11 protein-coding genes are annotated in these 19,106 nt (G+C 64.3%); 6 read left to right on the top strand and 5 right to left on the bottom strand.

Annotation, left to right across the window (positions count from 1 at the left end):
* Window positions 1-576: 576 nt before the first annotated feature.
* The 3 genes from OKA05_RS14115 to OKA05_RS14125 all read right to left on the bottom strand — a co-directional run bounded on the left by OKA05_RS14115 (window position 577) and on the right by OKA05_RS14125 (window position 10,384).
* A complete protein-coding gene (locus OKA05_RS14115; RefSeq protein WP_264487805.1) occupies window positions 577-1,398 on the bottom strand; it encodes a PEP-CTERM sorting domain-containing protein in 822 nt (273 codons plus the stop codon).
* 96 nt (window positions 1,399-1,494) lie between these two features.
* Window positions 1,495-6,831 carry a PKD domain-containing protein gene (locus tag OKA05_RS14120; RefSeq protein ID WP_264487806.1) on the bottom strand — a complete coding sequence of 1,779 codons (5,337 nt, stop codon included), beginning with the start codon at window positions 6,829-6,831 and terminating at the stop codon, window positions 1,495-1,497.
* A 433-nt stretch (window positions 6,832-7,264) separates the two neighbouring features.
* Window positions 7,265-10,384, bottom strand: a complete 3,120-nt coding sequence (locus tag OKA05_RS14125; protein ID WP_264487807.1) for a DUF5060 domain-containing protein — start codon at window positions 10,382-10,384, stop codon at window positions 7,265-7,267.
* 410 nt (window positions 10,385-10,794) lie between these two features.
* On the opposite strand from OKA05_RS14125, the gene OKA05_RS14130 reads away from it, so the two are divergent.
* Genes OKA05_RS14130 through OKA05_RS14140 form a run of 3 tightly spaced genes read left to right on the top strand, consistent with a single transcriptional unit; the run spans window position 10,795 to window position 13,897 of the window.
* Window positions 10,795-11,913 carry a patatin-like phospholipase family protein gene (locus OKA05_RS14130; RefSeq protein ID WP_264487808.1) on the top strand — a complete coding sequence of 373 codons (1,119 nt, stop codon included), beginning with the start codon at window positions 10,795-10,797 and terminating at the stop codon, window positions 11,911-11,913.
* A complete protein-coding gene (locus OKA05_RS14135; RefSeq protein ID WP_264487809.1) occupies window positions 11,913-12,461 on the top strand; it encodes a hypothetical protein in 549 nt (182 codons plus the stop codon). Before OKA05_RS14130 ends, OKA05_RS14135 begins: the two co-directional genes overlap by 1 nt.
* The gene (locus OKA05_RS14140) at window positions 12,431-13,897 is read left to right on the top strand and encodes a hypothetical protein (protein ID WP_264487810.1); all 1,467 of its coding nucleotides are present in this window, start codon (window positions 12,431-12,433) and stop codon (window positions 13,895-13,897) included. Before OKA05_RS14135 ends, OKA05_RS14140 begins: the two co-directional genes overlap by 31 nt.
* A 163-nt stretch (window positions 13,898-14,060) precedes the next feature.
* On the opposite strand, the gene gmk is transcribed toward OKA05_RS14140, so the two are convergent.
* Window positions 14,061-14,657, bottom strand: coding sequence for a guanylate kinase (gene gmk / locus OKA05_RS14145; protein ID WP_264487811.1), 597 nt, complete (start codon window positions 14,655-14,657; stop codon window positions 14,061-14,063).
* 69 nt (window positions 14,658-14,726) lie between these two features.
* Complete coding sequence (locus tag OKA05_RS14150) at window positions 14,727-16,880, bottom strand: M3 family metallopeptidase (RefSeq protein WP_264487812.1); 2,154 nt, start codon at window positions 16,878-16,880, stop codon at window positions 14,727-14,729.
* Between the two features lie 113 nt (window positions 16,881-16,993).
* Between OKA05_RS14150 and OKA05_RS14155 the strand changes: the two genes are divergently transcribed.
* The 3 genes from OKA05_RS14155 to mazF are packed head-to-tail and all read left to right on the top strand — an operon-like array spanning window position 16,994 to window position 19,039.
* Window positions 16,994-18,394: a sulfatase-like hydrolase/transferase gene (locus tag OKA05_RS14155; RefSeq protein ID WP_264487813.1), complete on the top strand. Its 1,401-nt coding sequence runs from the start codon at window positions 16,994-16,996 to the stop codon at window positions 18,392-18,394.
* 52 nt (window positions 18,395-18,446) lie between these two features.
* The gene (locus tag OKA05_RS14160; RefSeq protein WP_264487814.1) at window positions 18,447-18,701 is read left to right on the top strand and encodes an AbrB/MazE/SpoVT family DNA-binding domain-containing protein; all 255 of its coding nucleotides are present in this window, start codon (window positions 18,447-18,449) and stop codon (window positions 18,699-18,701) included.
* Window positions 18,695-19,039, top strand: a complete 345-nt coding sequence (gene mazF / locus OKA05_RS14165) for an endoribonuclease MazF (protein ID WP_343226965.1) — start codon at window positions 18,695-18,697, stop codon at window positions 19,037-19,039. The genes OKA05_RS14160 and mazF overlap by 7 nt, the downstream gene beginning before the upstream one ends.
* Window positions 19,040-19,106 lie beyond the last annotated feature (67 nt).

A 19,106-nucleotide genomic window follows, 5' to 3' on the forward strand; every position in this document is an offset into this window, starting at 1 on the left:
AGAATTCAGGTGATTTTCCGCGCTTTTGGGCGGGGCCAAGCGCGGCGGACACAGCGTTGCGAAGAGTGCCGGAGAGGGTAGCAGACCTCAAGCCGATTCTGTCCATATGGTATCCACAAATTATTAACAATACCACCTGTGGTATGGTGATGGTTCCGCCGGAACCTTGACAATCGCACCGAAATCCCTAAATGCCCGCAAAATGTGGGACTAGTGAAAGAGCAGGCGGCTCCGGTCCGGGTAGGCCTAGGGCCTCGAAATTTTCACAGCAAAAATCGCTTGCGGGGCGTTCTAAAAAATCCGGCAGCTTGAGACGGTTTTTTTGGAAGTCGTGGACCCCTCGCCCGCATCCCGGCTGCGGTCAAGGAACGGCTTCGTTTCGTGAGCGGTGTTGCCCGGAGCAACAGGCTCTCGGTGGGTCTGCCGAGGCCTTGTCGTCCAATCCCCCAGGATTTGCAGGAGGAGAACCGGCTCGAGGCGGCGGGGAGCACCCACAAACCGGACGGAGAGCACCAAACAAAACACCCCGGGAGGCATGGCCAACCGGGGTGTGAAAAAGGAAGATCGGCCGGAATCTCAGCGGCGGCGGCGGACCAGCAGGCCGGTCATACCGAGGAGTGCGAGCAGCGCGGAGGAGGGCTCGGGAACGATCGAGACGAGCTGGATGCCATTCAGCGCGGCAAACCTGGAGCCGGTATTGGCAGGAGGGGTGCTGCCATTGGTGGCCTCGTCCGCCAGGACGTTGGGAGTCGCGCCGGTGGCGACGACGTTCGCCCAGTTGAAATTGATGACGCCTCCCTCAGCGCCGCCGTTGATCGCAATCGCCGTGAATTTCACGTATTCGATCCCTTCGTCGAGGGAGCCGTCGCCGTTGGCTGTGCCATCCCAGCCGGTCTGCTTGGAAGTGCCGTTGACGGTGAAAAGACTGTTCTGGCCGTAGTTGGCACTCGGAGGGCCGCCAGGAGCCATGTGTTCCCCCTGCCCGTAGAAATAAAGATCATAGCTGGCTCCCACGACGAGGCCGGAGAATTTGCCACCCACGCTCAGCACGGCCCCCGTCGTCACAGCGTCGATCCGGATGTAGTCGCGCATCAGGTTCGAGAAGCCACCCAGGCGCTCCATGCTGCCCGCCGGGTTCTGGGCCCCTTCGATGCCGGAGACGGTGAAGTCGACCAGCGTGGCTGCGCCCGAGGAATCGACCATATCGGTCATCGTCACGGAGCCACCCGAGCCTGAATAGGCGGCGGTATTCCAAGTGGTGCCAGTATCGACGATGTCGGAAGCCCCCAGACCCGTATAACCGGTGCCGGAAGTCGTGGTGAAGTCGATATTTACCACCGTGGCGGTGGCGAGATTGGAAAAGGCGGCAGCAGCGAGTGCGAGAGGAAGCAGCTTCATGCAAGGGGCGGGGCCGGGGACTGCGCGGTGAATAGCGTCTTCGGGCGCTACTGGCAAGTTATTAGCATGACTCTGATTCCTCGGTTTTCTTGATTATCAAGGTGTCGCAATCCGGTAGAAGGCGTTTCCAGCCGGCGGATTGGAGTCGGTGAACTGGACTTGCCCGTTAGACCCGGCCGTCAGGGTCTGGAGGGTGCTCCACGCACTCAGGTTGATGGAACGCTGGAAGCGGTAGCTGGTATTGGGCTTGCCGGTGAAGCTCAGGCGCATCTGGCTTGCCGAGATCCGCTGGAGCACGGGCGGGGCGTAACCGCTGATGCCATCGTCGCTCCCTTGGACCAGGACGGTCATGGTGGCAGTGGCGATGCCGCCACGGCCGTCATGGATGGTGAGCGTGAAGCTGTCCGATCCGCTGAAGTTGGAGGCCGGGGAGTAGGTCAGGCTATCGCCGCCAAGCGCGATCGAGCCACCGGCGGCCGAAGTGGTGCTGGCGTCGAGCACGCTCACCGGGTCGCCGTCAGGATCCGAAGCACCCGTGAGAAGCAGGGCGAAGGGAACCAGGATCGGCTCGTTTTGGCCGGTGGTGAAGCTGTAGCCGGGATGGGTGGGGGGGGCATTGCCCGCCGAACTCGTGCCAACCACCAGCGCGGGGCGCGCGGAAACCGTCGCGTTTTCCTTCGAAGCAAACGAGACGTCCTTCGTGGACGAGTCGGCCTCCAGGATGAAGCTGTAGATGCCGGCCGCGGTGACGTGGGAAGCCACGTCGAAATCGATCACCTTGCCGTCCGTCACGTCGCCGGTGAAAACGGCGACCTGGGCCCCCTTGGCGGGTTGGTTCGAGCTTGAGACATTCGATTCCGTCCAGCTGTTGGAGGTCGCGGCGTAGAGGCGCAGCGTCATCGTGCCGGACGAGGTGTCATCACCCTCGGTCAAGCGGACCACGGCCGACGACGGCGCAGAGCCGAGGCCCGAGAGGTCGAATTGGAGGAAGGTGATGCGCGTCCGGGTGGAGGACTTTTCGAGGCGGAGCTGGGTGTTGTTGTTGTTCGCACCGCCCTCGGTGTAGGCATCGTGGACCGGCAGCACGGTCTGCCCGCCAGTGCCGGCCGGGGCGGCGATGTGCACCGCCACATCATCCGAAGCGCTGAGCGCGGTGTCCGAAGCGGAGAAGCGCAGGACATAGTTCCCGGCAACCGTGAAGGTGGCCGTGGTGGTGGCGGTGGTGGTGCTGGAAAAGTTCACCACGGCCGGGCCGGAAACCTGAGACCAGGTGCGGGACAGCAGCGAGTCTTCCGGCAAGCCATCGTCGGTGGCCGTGCCGGTCAGACTCACTGGCACCGAACTGCCGCTGAGCACGACCGACTTGTCGGCCCCAGCGCTAACGACCGGCGACTGGTTCGTTGCGCCGCCACCGATATTGGTGGACTGGACCAGCGCGACCCAATCCTGCGAGGTGTTGTTCGGGGGAGCGCCGAGCGAAACCGTGCCGCCGCCGCTGACGGTGGGGCCATTGAGCAGCGCGCCGCCATTGCGGGGATCGAACCACTTCACCGTGAAGGTGCCGGTGGTGCCGGAGAGATTCAGCGTGTGGGTGCCGCCGCCGTGAAGCTGGACCAGATAGGTGTGGCCGGTTTGCGCGAGGCAGCGGTTGGCGTTGTTGCCATTGCCGCTGACCAGCGAGTTGCGGTTGGTCATCTGCTCGAAGGGCACCGGATTCGCCGCGAAGAACTGCAGCGCATAACGGCAGTAGTCCCAGAAGTCATCGCGACTGCGGAAGTCTTGGCAGGTGAGGTCGGAGTGGGCCAGGGCATAGCCGAAGTAGAACTCGCAGCCCGCACCGCCGGCCATGATGTTTCCCCACAGCGCGTTCTTGCGGGCATTGACGTGGCTGGAGCCGGGGTCGCTATCCGGCCGCAGCGCGTACTGGGCATCGCCGGGCTCGTCGCAGGCCACCACCCATGGGCGGTCGGCATCATCGGACCGGTCGATGTAGTCCTTGGTCATCGAGAACATGTCGGTGAAGTCCGACGCGTTCAGCTGCAGCGAGAAGCCGGTGAGCTTCGAGGCACTCCCGAGCAGGTCGCGGTGCAGCGAGCCGGTGGAGTTGTGGATGACGATCGGGTGCTTGTAAGGATCGCTGTCGTGGAAGTACTGCGCCCATGATTGCTTCTGGGACGTGGAGGCGCTGTCGATCTCCTCGCCGAGGTTCCAGTTCAGCGCCGGGTGGTGGCCGAAGCGGGCGATCAGCTCGCGATAGTAGAGCTTGCGCTGGGTGCCGAGATTGCCGCTGTCCAGCAGCAGTTCGTTCTCGGTTTCCTGGGTCTTGAAGTTGAGGTGCATGCCCTTGCGGGTGCCGTGCTCGAAGATCGTCTCCCACTGGTCCAGTCGCGACACGTCGAATCTACTACGTTCGGCGTAGGTCGTGTAGGGGAAGACGTTCTTGTCGTCCCCGTTGATGTTCATGGTGAGGAAGGAGAAGGCGTTGAGGCCTTCGGCGGCGAGGTAGTTGATCGCGCCGATCAGGCCCTTGCCCTTGGTGCCCTGCCAGACCGGGTCGCCGGCCTGCCAGTCGGCGGTGTGTGGCGACCAGTTCTTCACATACGAGTCGCCCTGGCCGTCGGTCTTGAAGTCCCCGTCGAAGTCCGCGTAGGACAGCAAGTTCTCCGGCGCATCGGTGCCGGCCTTCATGAAATACTGGCCGGTCTCGGCAAAGCGCAGGTGGTGCTTGCCGACGTATTCGAGGCGGCCCTTGCCGCGGAAGTCGATGCCGGTCTTGTCGGTCGCCGCGATGTTGAAGCTGCCGGTGTCGCCATCGAAGAATCCGCCACTGGCCCCGGCCGAAGTCAGCGTGGCGATATTCGTGCCGGCGCGGAAGGCCGCGTTGTAGCTCCACGCACCGGTTTCGTCCGGCGCGAAGTGGACACGCCAGACATTGCCGGAGGTCGCCGAGGTATTGGCGGCATTGCCGTCCGCGGCGAAGAAGCCGGGGACCACGTAGCTCTTGCCGCTGGCGAGGTGCGTGAAGGTGACATTCAGGCGGTAGTCCGTGAAGGGATTCGGCGAGGCGGTCTCGCTGGTGGTCGGGCCGGTGAAGCTGAGCGTGACCTTGTGCCACTTCTTCATCTCGCCGGTGATGAGCGCGCTGCCGCTGCCGGCGGGCAGCACGTTCAGCGTCACGTCGTCGGTGGCCGTCTTGTTGGCATTGTCGGTGACGGTCAGGCGGAAGACGTAGGTGCCTTGGACCAGCGACGCCGCGGTCAGGTTGGTGGTGGTGCGATTCGACAGCGTGGCAGTATTCGGGCCGGAAATCTGGGTCCAGGAGTAGCTGGAAATGCTGCCGTCCATGTCGGTGCCGGTGCCATTGAAGATCACCGAGGCGGTCGGCAGCACCACAGCCTTGTCCTGGCCGGCATGGGCGACCGGGTCGCCGGTGAGCTGGCTGTTGATCACCGTGAAGGTCACGGTTTTCGCCGTGCCCGCGACGCCCGTGCCACCGGCAGCGGTATAGGGCGTGGCAGTGACGGTCAGCGAGCCGAGCGGCGGCGTCCACGGCCAGAAATCGGTCAGCGCGTCGCCACCCATCGCGTAGGGCGCATTCGTCTGGGTGGCGTAGTCGGCCACGTCATTCAAGCTGAAGCGCACCGAGCCCACAGGATTCGGCGAGGTATCCGCGCGGATGTTCAGGTTCGCGCCAACGACCGCGAGGTCGATGGTGCTGCCGTTTTGAATCGGGCCGATCTCGCTGTCGGTATCGGCATCGATCAACATCAGCGTGGTCACCGACTGGCCGCTGCCACCGGTGGCCGCGGAAACCGTCACGGTCACATTGTCCGTGGCGGTGAGTCCGCTATTATCGGTGACGGTCAGGCGGAAAACGTAGGGCCCTTGGACCAAGCCGGACGCGGTGAGATTGGCCGTCCCTTGGCCGGACAGCGTGGCGGTCGAGGGGCCGGAAACCTGGCTCCAGGAGTAGGCGGAAATCGAGCCGCCGCTATCGGTGCCCGAGCCATTGAAGACCACCGAGCTCGTCGGCAGGGTGATCGCCTTGTCGGATCCCGCATTCGCCACCGGGACGCCGGCCGCGGCATTCACCGTGACGGTGAGGTCGTCGTAGCCGGTCAAGCCGCTGTTGTCGGTGACGGTGAGGCGGAAGACGTAGCTGCCCTGGACAAGTCCGGAAGCGGTGAGATTGGCAGTGCCCCCTCCGGACAGCGTGGCATTGGAAGGTCCGGACACCTGGCTCCACGAGTAGCCGCTGATCGAGCCGCCGCTATCGGTGCCCGAGCCATTGATGACCACCGAGCTGGTCGGCAGTGTGATCGACCGGTCCGAACCAGCGCTTGCCACCGGCGAACCGGAGGGCGGCGTGTTGATTACCGTGAAGTTCAGTGTCGTGGGCGAACCGACCGTACCGCCGCCGCTCGCCGCGGTGAAGGGCGTCGCGACCAAGGTGTGGCTGCCCAGCGACGGCGTCCAGGGAAGGTAGTCATCTCCCGGCGCATCGCCACCGAGGGTATAGGGCGCGCTGCTCTGCGTCATGAAGTCAGCCACGCCATCGAGGCCGAAGCGCACCGAGCCAACGATCGACGGGCTGGTATCGGCGCGGACGTTGAGGTTGGCACCGGTGACCGCCAGATTGATGGTCATCCCGTTGGTGATTGGGCCGATGTCGTCATCGGTATCGGCATTCACCAGCATCAGCGTGGCGATCGATTGCCCGGTGGTGCCGCCGGTGCCCGTGGAGGATTCGGGCAGCGTGGCCGATTTCGCGCTGGAGGTGGAGATCGTGGACTTCCGGAAGACGATGCGGTCGAAGTTGTATTTGATCGAGCGGCCGGAGATCGTGAGCGTGTAGGTGCCGCCGGAGACGAAGTTGTAAACCGGCCAGCGCTTGTTTGCTTCGCCGCCGGCGTCGAGCTGGTCGGACCAGCCCCAGGTGGTGGGGCTGGCGCCGTAGAGCTTGGTGTTGTTCGTCAGCAGGCTGAGCGTCGCATCCTTGAGATGCGTGTCGCCGGCGTTCGGGCCCGCGCCGTAGGAGTCGCCGTTGACCCGCACGTAGCAGTCGTTGTTCTTATCCGAATCCGCGCCATCGAGCCGGGCACGGGCACGCAGGTGCAGATGGTAGTAGCCGCCCTGGTTGATGCGGAACTTGTAGGTCAGCGGGGCGGTCGCGGGGCCGCCGTTGGAAGAGTTCCCCTGGAACTCGAGGTGGGCGTTATTGGTGGCACCGGCGACGAAATTCGTTTCGCCCGGCTCGTAGAGTTCCCAGCGAGCGCTGCCGCTGCCGAGCGAAGACGGCGTGCGCTCCGCCTCCATCACGACGATGCCGCCGGATTCTTGATAAACGTCCGTGGAGCTGACGGGTGTGACAACGGCGTGGACGGCTGCGGGAGTGAGGAGAAGGCTGGCGAGAAGAGCTCGGAGTGGCGACATGAGCTAGGGCTTGTTGGGAATTTTGAGGATTGAAGGACGGCGATTCGGGGATGACGGAGGGCCACGAAACCGGGTTTCGGCAGCCTTCGCATCGTTGTCACACTGGCGGTATGGGGGATTTCCCGCACTAAGCGCGCGTGTAAGGTAAAGACCTCTTAATAACTAAAAAGGTTCATTCTGCGAGGAAAAAACCCTAACATTCTCCCGTTAGCGCCCCGGAAAGCCGCGTGGTTGCTTGGTTCCGGCGGTGTGAGCGCCGGGAGATCGGACTAGGATGAATAGGATAGATAGGATGGAAAATGCCGGAGAAGCGGGGACCCGAGTCCTCAAACACTCCCGTCCATCCTATCCATCGTGGCCCCCAAAGACCCCGTTTTTCCAGTGTCCGGCTAAAGCCGAGACTACCCTGGGGCTAGACTCGCGGCCTTGGGAATTAAGGCGTCGTAATCCGATAAAACGCCGCCGATTCCAGGGCCTCGGTGTCGAGATAATCGATCTCTCCGGTCTCCAGGCCGAGGTCGGTGGCCAAGGTCAGCCATTCCACTAGATCGATGGAACGCTGGAGGGTGTGGTTCACGCCGGGCGTGCCGAGATAGCGGAAGCGCATCACGCCCTCAGCGACCCGCTCCACAGTCGGCGGAGCGGGAGGTGCGGCGGGAGGGGGCTCGTTCACCTGCACGGTGATCTCCGCCGTGGCGAAGCCGCCGCGGCCGTCCCCCACCGTCAGCACGAACGAATCCGGACCGAAATAGTCGATCGATGGGGTGTAGGTCAGGCCTTCCGCATCCATCACGACCTGCCCGCCTTGGGACGACGAGCCGTTCGCGATGACCGGCGTCACCGGATCGCCATCGGGATCGTAGGCTCCGGCCAGCAGCGCCGCATACGGCAGGGTCAACGGTTCATTGACCGTGGCGAGGAACGCGTAGCCGTCATAGACCGGTACCGTGTTGCCGTGGGTGGTGACCACGAGCTTCGGCCACCCGGCTTCGTCGGCCGATTCCTTCGAAACGAACGACGCTTCGCCGGACTCCGCTTCCAAGATGATCCCGTGGATGCCCGGCCCCGTGACCATCTCGCCCAAGTCGATTTCGATGGTCTCCCCTGCTCCGACGGCCCCGCTGAAAACAGCGAGTTCCGCGCCCTTTTCCGGGGCAGTAGCCATGGAAATGCCAGCCTCGTTCCAATCGTTCGAGAGCGCCGAGAAGGCCCGCAGCGTCACCGCTTCCGCGGCCACGCCGTCGGCTTCCGTCAGCCGCAGCACCGCACCCATGGGGTCCGCATCCAGCGCCGTGAGGTCGAACATCAGGTAAGTCCTGCGGTCGTCCAGGCGGACCGCCAGCGTCTCGCCGTTGTTGTTTTCGCCCGCGTCCGTGAAGGCGTCCTGCGATGGTGAAAAATTCCGCCGGCCGGTCAGCTCCGGCAGCTCGATGGTCACGGTGATCTCTTCGTGCGCATCCAGATCGCCGTCATCGGCCGCCAAGCTCAAGACATAGGTGCCCGGTGCCGTGAAGGTCGCCTGAGTGGCCGCTGCCTGCGCCTGTGAGAAGGTGACGGGCTCGGGCCCGGACATCATGATCCAGCCCACATCGAGCGCCAAGGGATCCGGCAAACCATCATCGGAAATCTCTCCTTCAAGGGATAGCGAAACCGCATTGCTGGTGAGAAAGGCCTGGCGGTCGTCCCCGGCCGTGACCGTTGGCGGGGTATTGGTCGCGCTGCCGCCGCTGGTCGATTTCACCAGCACGATCCAGTCCTGGATCGGGTCCGGATCCGCCGGCGGGGCGCCGAGGCTGACCACGCTGCCGCCCTGGAGATCGGCCGCCGGGAGGCTGCCGCCGCTGCGGGGATTGAACCACTTCACCGAGAAATTCCCGCTCGCTGCGGAGAGATTGAGCGTGTGGGTGCCGCCCGCGCGGAGCTGGACCAGATACGTGTCCCCGGTCTTCGCGAGACAGCGGTTGCCATTGTCGCCAGCGCCGCTGACCAGCTCGTTCTGGTTGGACATCAGCTCGAAGGAAAAGTCGTTCTCCTTGAAGAAGGCCAGCGCGTGGCGGCAGTAGTCCCAGAAGAGATCCCGGCTGCGGAAGTCCTGGCAGGTCATGTCCGAGTGCGCCCACTTCGAGCCGAAGTAGAATTCGCAACCCGCGCCGCCCGCGAGGATCGTGGCCCACAGCGCATCGCGGCGGGCGTCGGTCTGGCTGTTCCCCGGATTGCTGTCCGGCCGCAGGCTGTCGCTCGCATTGCCCGGCTCGTCGCAGCCCACCACCCACGCCTTGCCATACTGGTCGGACCGGCGCACGTAGCGCAGCACGTTGACAAAGGTGTCGCTGAAGTTCGGCTCATTGAGCTGCAATGACATCCCGGTGAGCGGGAACTGCGGCCCCATCAGGTCGAAGTGCTGGTCGCCATTGTGAATGACGATGTGATTCTTGTAGGGATCCTGCTGCTGGAAGAACTGCGCCCACGCCACCTTCTGGGCGGTCGAGGCGTTGTTGATCTCCTCGCCGAGGTTCCAATTCAGCGCCAGATGGTGGCTGAAGCGCGCGATCAGCTCGCGGTAGTAGAGCTTCCGCTGCGGGCCGAGGTTGCCGTTGTCGAGCAGCATCTCGTTCTCCGTCTCCTGGGTCTTGAAGTGGAGGTAGAGGCCCTTGTGGGTCGCGTGCTCGAAGGCCTTCTCCCATTGGTCCAGCCGCGACACGTCCAGCCGCAGGCGCTCGGCGTAGGTCGTGTAGGGGAAGACATTCTTGTCGTCCCCGTTGATGTTCATCGTAAGGAAGGACACGGAGTTGAGTCCCTCGGACGCCAGATAGTTCAGAGCGCCGATCAGGCCCTTGCCCTTGGTGCCCTGCCAGACCGGGTCGCCCGGCTGCCAATCCGCCACGTGGGGAGCCCAGGTTTTCACCAGCTCGTCCTTCTGGAGGTCGGTTTTGAAATCCCCGTCGAAGTCGGCGTAGGACAGCAGGTTCTCCGGCGAGTCCGTGCCCGCCTTCATGAAGTACTCCCCGGTGCCTGCGAAGCGCAGATGATGCCGCCCGACGTACTCAAGCCGCCCCTTCGCGCGGAAATCGCGGCCGGCCTTGTCGGTCGGCGCGACGGTGAATCCCCCTTGCAGGCCATCGAAATAACCGCCACTAGCCCCAGACAGAGGACTATCCGCCGTAGCCACACCCGCCCCGCTGCGGAAGGAGACGGTGTAGGTCCAGTCGCCCACCTCCGTGGGCGCGAAATGCGCACGCCAGATATTCCCGGCGCTCGACGAACTCTCCGCGGCATTTCCATCCGCGGCGTAGAAGCCCGGGACCACCATGGTCGTGCCAGTGACGGCATGGGTGAAGGTCAGGTCCAGCCGATAGTCGGTGAAAGGATTCGGCGTCGCCGTCTCGCCGGTGTCCGGGCCTACGAAGTCGAAGGTCAGCTTATGCCAACGCTTCAGCTCACCCTCGATCGGTAGAGCGATCCCCTGCTGGGCGTGCGCGACGACACACCCCGCGCCAAGAAAAAGCGCGATGGCCCAAGGTACAAACCGTCGATGAAGGGGGGAAAAACTCATGGCAACCAATATCCAAGCTGCGCGATCCGTGCCGGATGTTTCCACAAGAGAGAAATTTCCCGTGGTTTCAAGTGGGGCGGAGCATCAATGCCACGAGCGGCCTTGCAAGCAGCATCATGGAAAAGGACATTCGGCAAGTTACGCACGTTCAATTTAGGGCGATATGCAATGTGACTCGAACTCGTAGGGACTACTTACAAGTTCGACATGGAGGTTCCGCAGAGGAAGGCAGAAGAGAAAGTTCATGGATGGGCACCCATCGCATTCCCCGTCTGTGACCTCCTGCCCTGCCTCTGTGCGCTCTGTGGAAAACTGGCCGGAACCAGAACGAAACGGCTTCAGTAAACCTGACGGAGAGGTCTTTTTTGCGGCTCGCCGCGGCGGGGCGGAGCGGTTAGATGAGCGGCATCATGGAATGGACCGCCCCCCCATCCGGTCGTGCACGGCTGCTCGCCTTCGATGGCGGCGGGATCCGCGGGCTGTTCTCACTGGAGATCGCCCGGCGGATGGAGGCGCTGCTGCGGGAAAAACACGGCCGCCCGGATGCGGTGCTCGCCGACTATTTCCACTACATGGGCGGCACCAGCACGGGGGCCATCATCGCGACCTTCCTGTCGTGGGGCCTGCCGGTGGACGAGGTGATCCGCCTCTACCGCGAGAATGCCCGGGTGATGTTCACCAAGGCCGGCCTGAGCAGCATCCACAAGCATCGCTTCGCCGGGCAGCCGATCTCGGATTTCCTCAAGGACTTCTTCGTCGAGGACGACGGCACGCCCGCGACGCTCGGCACCGCCAAGCTCCGCACGCTGCTGCTGGTGGTGACCCGCAATGCCTCCACCGGCTCGCCGTGGCCGATGTCGAACAACCCGCGGGCGCTCTACAACGACCGCTCGCAGCCGGGCTGCAATCTCGACCTGCCGCTGTGGCAAATCGTGCGCGCCAGCACCGCCGCGCCGACCTTTTTCCCGCCCGAGGTGATCGAGATCGCAGACCGGCATAGCGGGCAAACGAAGAAGCAGGTCTTCGCCTTCGAGGATGGCGGCGTGACGCCCTTCAACAATCCCTCCTACCTGCTCTACACCATGGCCACGCTGCCGGAGTACCGCCTCAACTGGCCGGATGGAAAGGACTGCCTGAGCCTCGTTTCCGTCGGCACCGGCCGGGTGAAGACAGGCCGCGGCACGCGGATCGACGAGAACTTGCTCGGCCAGGCGAAGTCGATCCCCACAGCCCTGATCAGCTCGGCGCAGTGGATGCAGGACCTGCTCTGCCGCCAGCACGGCGAGTGCCGCCACGGCGAGCCGCTCGACAGCGAGATCGGCGACTTGATCCGCGAGAATCCGCGCGGCGCCTTCCTCTACGCGCGCTACGATCGCACGATCGGCGAGGCGGACATGGAAGCGGCGCTGAAGGTCAGTAAGAAGGGCTTCACCCTCGACAACATCGAGCTGATGGACTTCCTCGGCGGGATGGGACGGGCGTATGCGGAGCAGGCGGTGAAGCTGGAGCACTTTGACGATCACGAATGATGAAAACGCTGGTTCTATTCCTCGCGGTTTGGATCGCGATATCAGGCGCCCCCTTGCGCGCGCTTGATCAGAACGACACGTCATTCCGGGAGGTGTTCGAGAGAGGGAAGCCAGGGCGGCCTTACGCGAGGATCCGCATCCTGCGGGCTGTGGAGAATCCCGGCATCAAGGGTGTCCCGGTTTTCCGCGCGGAGGTCTTGGAGGACTTCGGGTCCGTCGTTCCGCTTAGGAAAGAGATCGATTTCCTTCTCACCGAGCCTTATAACGCAGGGTCGTTGGCGAAAAAATTGGTTCCCGGTTCGGAATGGTTGACTGCGTTGCACCTCGTCCACTTCGAAGGCCAACCCGTAAAAGAACTCACTGGATTCCTCCTGGGGGTGACCGGCCATTGGGGAACGCTTCTGGCGGTGAAGGACGGCGTGGTCACGGGAAACATCCTGAAAACGGGCCGATTTCCCGACGAGGGCGATGCCTTGGAATCCATCCCGCTTGGGGAGCTCCGCATGATGATGAAGACATGGAAGCAAGCAGCGGCACCAGCGCGATAGGGGTGATCCCGTCCACCATCGAAGCGACTCATTTCCGCCGCGTGTGGATCATCGGCTTCGCGGGGCACCGGCAGATTGCGGAGCCGGTCGCGGCGAAGGCGGCGATCGTGAAGGCGCTCCAAGAGTTCCGCGAAGGCGTGGATGGCGTGCTCACCGGCCGGTCCAGTGCCGCGGCGGGGGCGGACCTGCTTTTCCTGGAAGCCTGCAGCGAACTCGGCCTCGCCTACAGCGTGGTGCTGCCGTTTCCCGAGGAGCGCTTCCGCGAGGACTTCGACGAGGACGAAGCCGAGTGGAGCAAGGCGAAGGCACTCATCGACGCGGCGGCGAACGTGGAAATCGCGCCCGGCAATGAAATCGCCCCCGAGGCCTACCACCTCGCCGCACGCGAGATCCTCGATGTGTGCGACGCGATGCTCTTCCTGTGGGACGGCCAAGCGGCCCGCGGCATCGGCGGCACTGCAGAGAGCGTGACCGAAGCGCGTGAACGCGGCGTGCCTCACCGGATCATCGATGCGGAGACCGCGCACATCGGGCCACTGGAAGCCCGCTCGCCGCTGCCTTGGAAGGACGAGGTCATCGCGAGATTGCCGGAAGTCGCGGGCATCCGGCCCCTGTTCGCGGAGCTCGATCGTCGGGCGGTGCGCGGGGCACCGCGGTCGCGCTGGTTTTCCGCGGGATCGATCTCGCTCAACCAATGCGCGACGGTCATCGCCGGGGTGCTGGCGGTGTTCGGCCCGGGCGCGGATCAGGCGGCAGTGGTGAAATTCGCGATTGTGGTCATCGCCGGGTGCCTGCCGTGGGTAGGTGCGCGCCTGCGTATCAACAACCAGTGGGTGGACGACCGGTTGCGGGCGGAGCTGCTGAGGTCGCTACTTGCGTCGCACGCCTTCGCCCCGCCGCTGCGGCCGTTCGCGGCGGACTTGTTCCACGACGATGCCGCCTTCCTGCGCAGCGCGGCGTGGCAAATGATCGGGCAACGCGAGTCGTGGCAGGTGGAGCGCGACCGCTATCTCAAGCAGCGGCTGGATGGCCAGATCGGCTACCTTTCCTCGAAGGGCGAGCTGGCGGCGCAGCGGCTCAAGGTCTTCCAAACCGCATTCCGCATTGCCTCCACCGGCGCGATGCTCTTCGGCGCGGCGGCGATTTTCAAAGGCGTCTTCAAGTGGCAGGTCCCAGCGGCCGTCGACCGGGTGCTGCTGGCATTCCTGCCGGTGGTGCTGCCCGCGATCGCGGCGTGGTGCCTGGCGATGATCCCGCTCTTCGAGCACAAGCGCCGGGCCGGGCTCTACCGCCAGATCGTGGAGCGACTGAAGGAAAAGCGCGCCGAACTGGCGGAGGCGAAGTGCTTCACCACCGCCGCCAATGTCATCGCCTCGTCCGAGCGGCTGCTGCTGACCGAGCTGTGGGAGTGGTCCGGCACGCGGGGGAGGAAGTGACGGGGGACCCGGGAGCGCCGGTCTTCCGACCGGCCGAATGGGCCCTAAAAAGCAGACAGAAATCGAGAAGCCCCCGGGAATGGATTCGCTAAGGAGGAGTGGGCATCCGAGGACCATTCAGCCGGTCTGAAGACCAGCGCTCCCGGGACAAGCCCTCTCCCCTTCACCCCACCCACAACCGCGACACCCGCATCCGCTCGCCGAAGAGCAGCGACTTGAACTTCGCGTAGTCTTCTTCCGGCGTGGCGGAAAGCAGGCGGTAGCGGTACTCCGGCCAGTGATGCATCTCGTCGATCGCGTTGCGCAAGCGCAGGGCGATGACCTCATCGCTATCGGTGCCGCGGCCACGGAGACGGGTCGCAAGCTCGTCTTCGTCCGGCGGCATCACGAACAGATCGACCAGCGAAAGCCGGATCGACTCGTCATCGCAGGCGCGGACTTGCGCGGCGCCCTGGACGTCGATGTCCATGACCACGTCCGTCCCCGCGGCGAGCCGGCCGATGACCTCGCTGCGCAACGTGCCGTAGTGGTTGCCATGGACCAGCGCGTGTTCGAGGAACTCGCCCGCGGCGATCTTTGCCTCGAACTCCGCGACGGTGAGGAAGAAATACTCCTTCCCATGCGTCTCGCCGAAACGCGGCGTCCGCGTGGTGCAGGAGACGGAAAACTCCGCCTCGCCCTCGGCAGCGAGCCGGCGGCAAAGCGTGGATTTCCCCGAGCCCGACGGGCCGGAGACGAGATATAGGATGCCGGAGCGCATTCGATTGCGAATTACCGATTGGGGATTGGCGATTGCGGATTGTAAAGGCAACCGCCCGTCTCCGGCGTGTTACGCGCAGGCAGGCTCTTCCAATCCGGCATCCGCCAGCAGCGGACCCGCCAGTCCGGAGCGCTCGAGCAGCGGCCCAAGCTCCGGGTCGCGGCCCATGAAGCGGCGGAACAGCTCGTCCACCGGCACCGAGTTGCCCTTCGAGAGGATGTGCTCGCGGAAGGCCGCGCCGGTCTCCGGATCGATCACGCCATTCTCCTGGAAGCGCGTGAAAGCATCGGCATCCAGCACCTCGGCCCACTTGTAGGAGTAGTAGCCGGCGGCGTATCCCGTGGGCGAGCTGAAGAGGTGATTGAAGCGGCGCGCCATGCTCGGCGAGTCGGTCTTCAGCGGCACGCGATAGCTGGCGAGGATCTCGCGATCGACCTCATCGAGGTCGCGGCCCTCATAGCGGTCGAGGCGCGTGTGCAGTTCCAGGTCGAGCTTGCCGAAGGCAAGCTGCCGCATGAAGGCGGTCGCGCTCATGTAGTTCTTCGCCGCGATCATCCGGTCGTAGAGATCGTCCGGGATGGTCGCACTGGTCTCGTGGTGCTTGGCGAAGTAGTCGAGCGAGCGGCGGTCCCAGCAGAAATTCTCCATGATCTGGGAGGGGAGCTCCACGAAGTCCCACGGGACATTCGTGCCGGCCAGCGAGCGTACCGGCACATCGCTCAGCAGGCCGTGCAGCAGGTGGCCGAATTCGTGGAAGATCGTCTCGACCTCGCCATGGGTCAGCAGCGCCTGCTTGCCGTCCACCGGCGGCGTCATGTTCCCAATGATCAGGCCGAGGTGCGCCTCGCGGGTCGAGCCATCGCCGCCCGGGTGACCGGTGAAGAGGCAGTTCATCCAGGCACCTCCGCGCTTCGACTCGCGCGGATGCCAATCGGCATAGAACGAGCCGAGGTGCTCGCCGGTCTTGGTGTCGAGCAGGTCGTAGAACTTCACCTCGGGGTGCCAGACCTCAGGAAGTTGAGAGTCGGGAGTTGATGGTTGAGAGTTGGAGCCGCGCTCGAAATAGGCCGCTTTCTTTTCGTGAATGGTGATGCCGAAGAGCTTCGAGCAGAGGTCGAACATCCCGCCCATCACGCGATCGACCGGGAAGTACGGGCGCAGCGCCTCGTCATCCAGATCGTACTCTTCTTGCCGGCGCTTCTCGGACCAGTAGGCGAATTCCCACGGCTGGAGGCCATCGACAGGTTGGCCGGTCTTGGCCCCCTTGTAGTCGCAGAGCGAGCGATACTCGGCGTGAAATGGCGCCTCGATCCGGTCGTGCAGGTTCTCCGTGAATCTCAGCGCGGTCTCGCCATTGCGGGCCATCCGGCGCTGCAGCGTGAGATCGGCGAAGTGGCCGTGGCCGAGGATGGCGGCCTTCTCCTTGCGCAGCTCAAGAATCTGCCAGACGAGTTCGGTGTTGTCGTGCTCGCCTTGCGCCGCGACCTTCACCGAGGCCTCCCAGACCTGGCGGCGGATGCCATCGTCATCGAGGTGCTGCATCAGCGGGAACATCGAGGGCATCTGCAGGGTGAATCGCCAGGCCGGCTTCTCATCGGTCGCGAGTTCCTTGGACTTGGCATTGGCGAGCGCGGCGGCCTTTGCGGAGGCAGGCAGGCCGGCCAGCTTCGCTTCGTCCTCGATCAGCAACTCCCAGGCATTGGTCGAATCCAGCACGTGCTCGGAGTACTGCTTGGTCAGCTTGGAAAGCTCGGCTTCCACTGCGGCCACACGGGTCTTCTGGTCCTCCGGCAGGTCGGCGCCGGACTGGACGAAATCGAGCATCGTCTCGGCCACGAAGCGCTTCTCGACCGTCCCCAACTCCGCCACCGCGGGCGATTCGCCGAAGGCCTTCAGCACCGCCCACAGCTTTTCATTCAGCGGGATCGACGCGTAGAATTCGGAAACCTCCGGCAGCATCGCATTCAGCGCGGCACGCTGGGCGGGCTCATCGCAGACCGAGTCGAGGTGGTTCAAGCGGCCCCAGCCGAGATTGAGCAGGTCGCTGGCCTTCTCGAAGGCGCCGAAGGTACTCGCATAGGTCGCCTCGGCGGGCGTCACGGCACAGACGGCGTCGAGGTTTGCCTTGGCGATTTCGAGCGCCTTGCGGATGTCGGGCTCGACCGCCTCCGGCGTGAGCGTGGACCAGCGGACGTGAAAACCCTCATCGAGGAACGGATGCATGCGCCTTTCCCTAGGGCAGCTATCCGCGGGTGAAAATGTCGAATTTTCCGCCGCGAAGTTTCAAATCCGCCCCCGGGCTTGGAACGACCGCCACTTCCGTGAAATCACGGTGCATGAGAAACCGCTGGATGGGGCTTTCGTTCAATCGCCAGGCGCTTTGCGCGCTACTGGCACTGCTGATTTTCCCGACGGCGGCGGAGGCCGCGAGAAAGCCGAACGTGCTGGTGATCGTGGCCGATGACCTCGGTTTCGCGGACGTCGGTTTCAATGGCGGCACCATTCCCACCCCGAATCTGGACCGGCTGGCCTCCACCGGGGTGAATCTGACCGGCTTCCGCGCCGCGCCGATGTGCTCGCCGACCCGGGCCGGGCTGATGACCGGGCGCTGGCCGCTGCGCTTCGGGATGATGCGGGCGGTGGTCCCGCCGTGGTCGAAATATGGACTGCCGCCGGAGGAAAACCCCCTGGCCGAGCTGCTGGCCCCGGCCGGCTACGAGCAGCGGGGACTCGCGGGCAAGTGGCACCTTGGCCACGCCCGTCGCGAATTCCTCCCTCTCGCTCAAGGCTTTACGAGCTTCTACGGCCACTACAACGGCGCGATCGACTACTTCACCCACGAGCGCGACGGCGAGACTGACTGGCACCGCGGCGACCAGACAGTGAAGGAGCCTGGCTACTCCACCGACCTCGTCGGCGCGGAGGGCGCCCGCTTCATCCGGGAGGCCCCGGCGGACAAGCCGTGGCTGCTCTACGTGCCGCTGAATGCCCCCCACTCGCCGATGCAGGCAAAGGAGGACGACCTCGCGAAATTCTCCGGCCTCGGCCCCAAGAAGAAAGTCTACGCGGCCATGGTCCACGCCATGGACCGGGCGATCGGCCAGATCCTCACCGCGGCGGAAGCCCGGCCGGACGCAGCAGAGACGCTGGTGCTCTTTTTCAGCGACAACGGCGGCATCCCGAAGGCGGGCGGCAACAACGGACCCTACCGCGGGGCGAAGCTGGGCGTCTACGAAGGCGGCACCCGCTCGTGCGCGGCGATGCGCTGGCCGTCGGGCGGCGTGACCGGCGGGAAGCGCTTCGACGGGCGCGTCGGCTACATCGATGTGCTGCCGACCGTGCTCGCCGCGGCCGGCGTGGAAACCCCGAAGAACCTCGACGGCATCGACTTCCTACCCCCCCTCCGCGCCAGCAAGCCCCTCCCCGAGCGGCCCTGGTTCTCCTACATCCACCAGGACGCGCAGGCCCACGCGTCCGTGCACCTCGGTCCGTGGAAGCTGGTGGCGCACGGTGACTTTTTCTCCGAAAGTCCCTCAGCGAAAGCGACTTGGGAACTCTACGACCTCGCCGCCGACCCGAAGGAAGCGAACGACGTGGCCGCCCAGCACTCCAAAAAGGTCGCCGAATTGCGCAAGCTCCTCCGCGAGTTCGGCACTTGGCAAAATCCCGGCGTGGGCCCCTACGACGAAGGCCGGGAGGGCTTCAAGCCGCCGAAGGACTGGGTCGTCGGGGGCTGATGGTGGAAATCCCGTGTTGCGCCTGGGCGTAAATTAGACATTGTATAATCTCATGCGCACCGGAACGACTACCGCCACATTGAAGAAGTGGGGCAACAGCATTGGCCTGTTGCTGCCAGCCGGAATCGCCAAGGCAACGCACCTTTCCTCCGGCACCCGGGTCGAGATCGATATCGCGGATGGCGCGCTCGTCATCCGCAAGGCCGCCACCCAGTCGCCCCTCGAAGAACTCTGCGACGGCATCACCGAGAAGAACCTCCACTGCGAGACCGATTGGGGACAACCGCAAGGCCGCGAAGTCTGGTGAAAAAGGCGGCCTACATCCCGGAGCGCGGCGACGTGGTTTGGACCGATTTCGATCCCCAGGCAGGCCGGGAACAGGCCGGAAAACGCCCGGCTCTGGTCTTGTCCCCGCAGACCTACAACGCCAAGACCGGCCTGGCGGTGATGGTCCCGATCACCAGCCACGTGAAAGGCTATCCCTTCGAGGTGGCGATCCAAGGCAAGTCCATCCAAGGCGTGGCGCTCAGTGACCATCTCAAGAACCTCGATTGGAACGCACGCGGCGTCCGGTTCGTGGAAGCGGTCCCCAATGACGTCCTCGACGAGATCAACCGCAAGATCGCGACGCTGCTCTCGATTTGACGCCAATACTTTTCACGGCTGGTGGGGCCGTTTCGTGAAAAATCCGCGAACCTCCCGTTGAGTTCTG

The organism is Luteolibacter arcticus (assembly GCF_025950235.1).
Lineage (GTDB): Bacteria > Verrucomicrobiota > Verrucomicrobiia > Verrucomicrobiales > Akkermansiaceae > Haloferula > Haloferula arctica.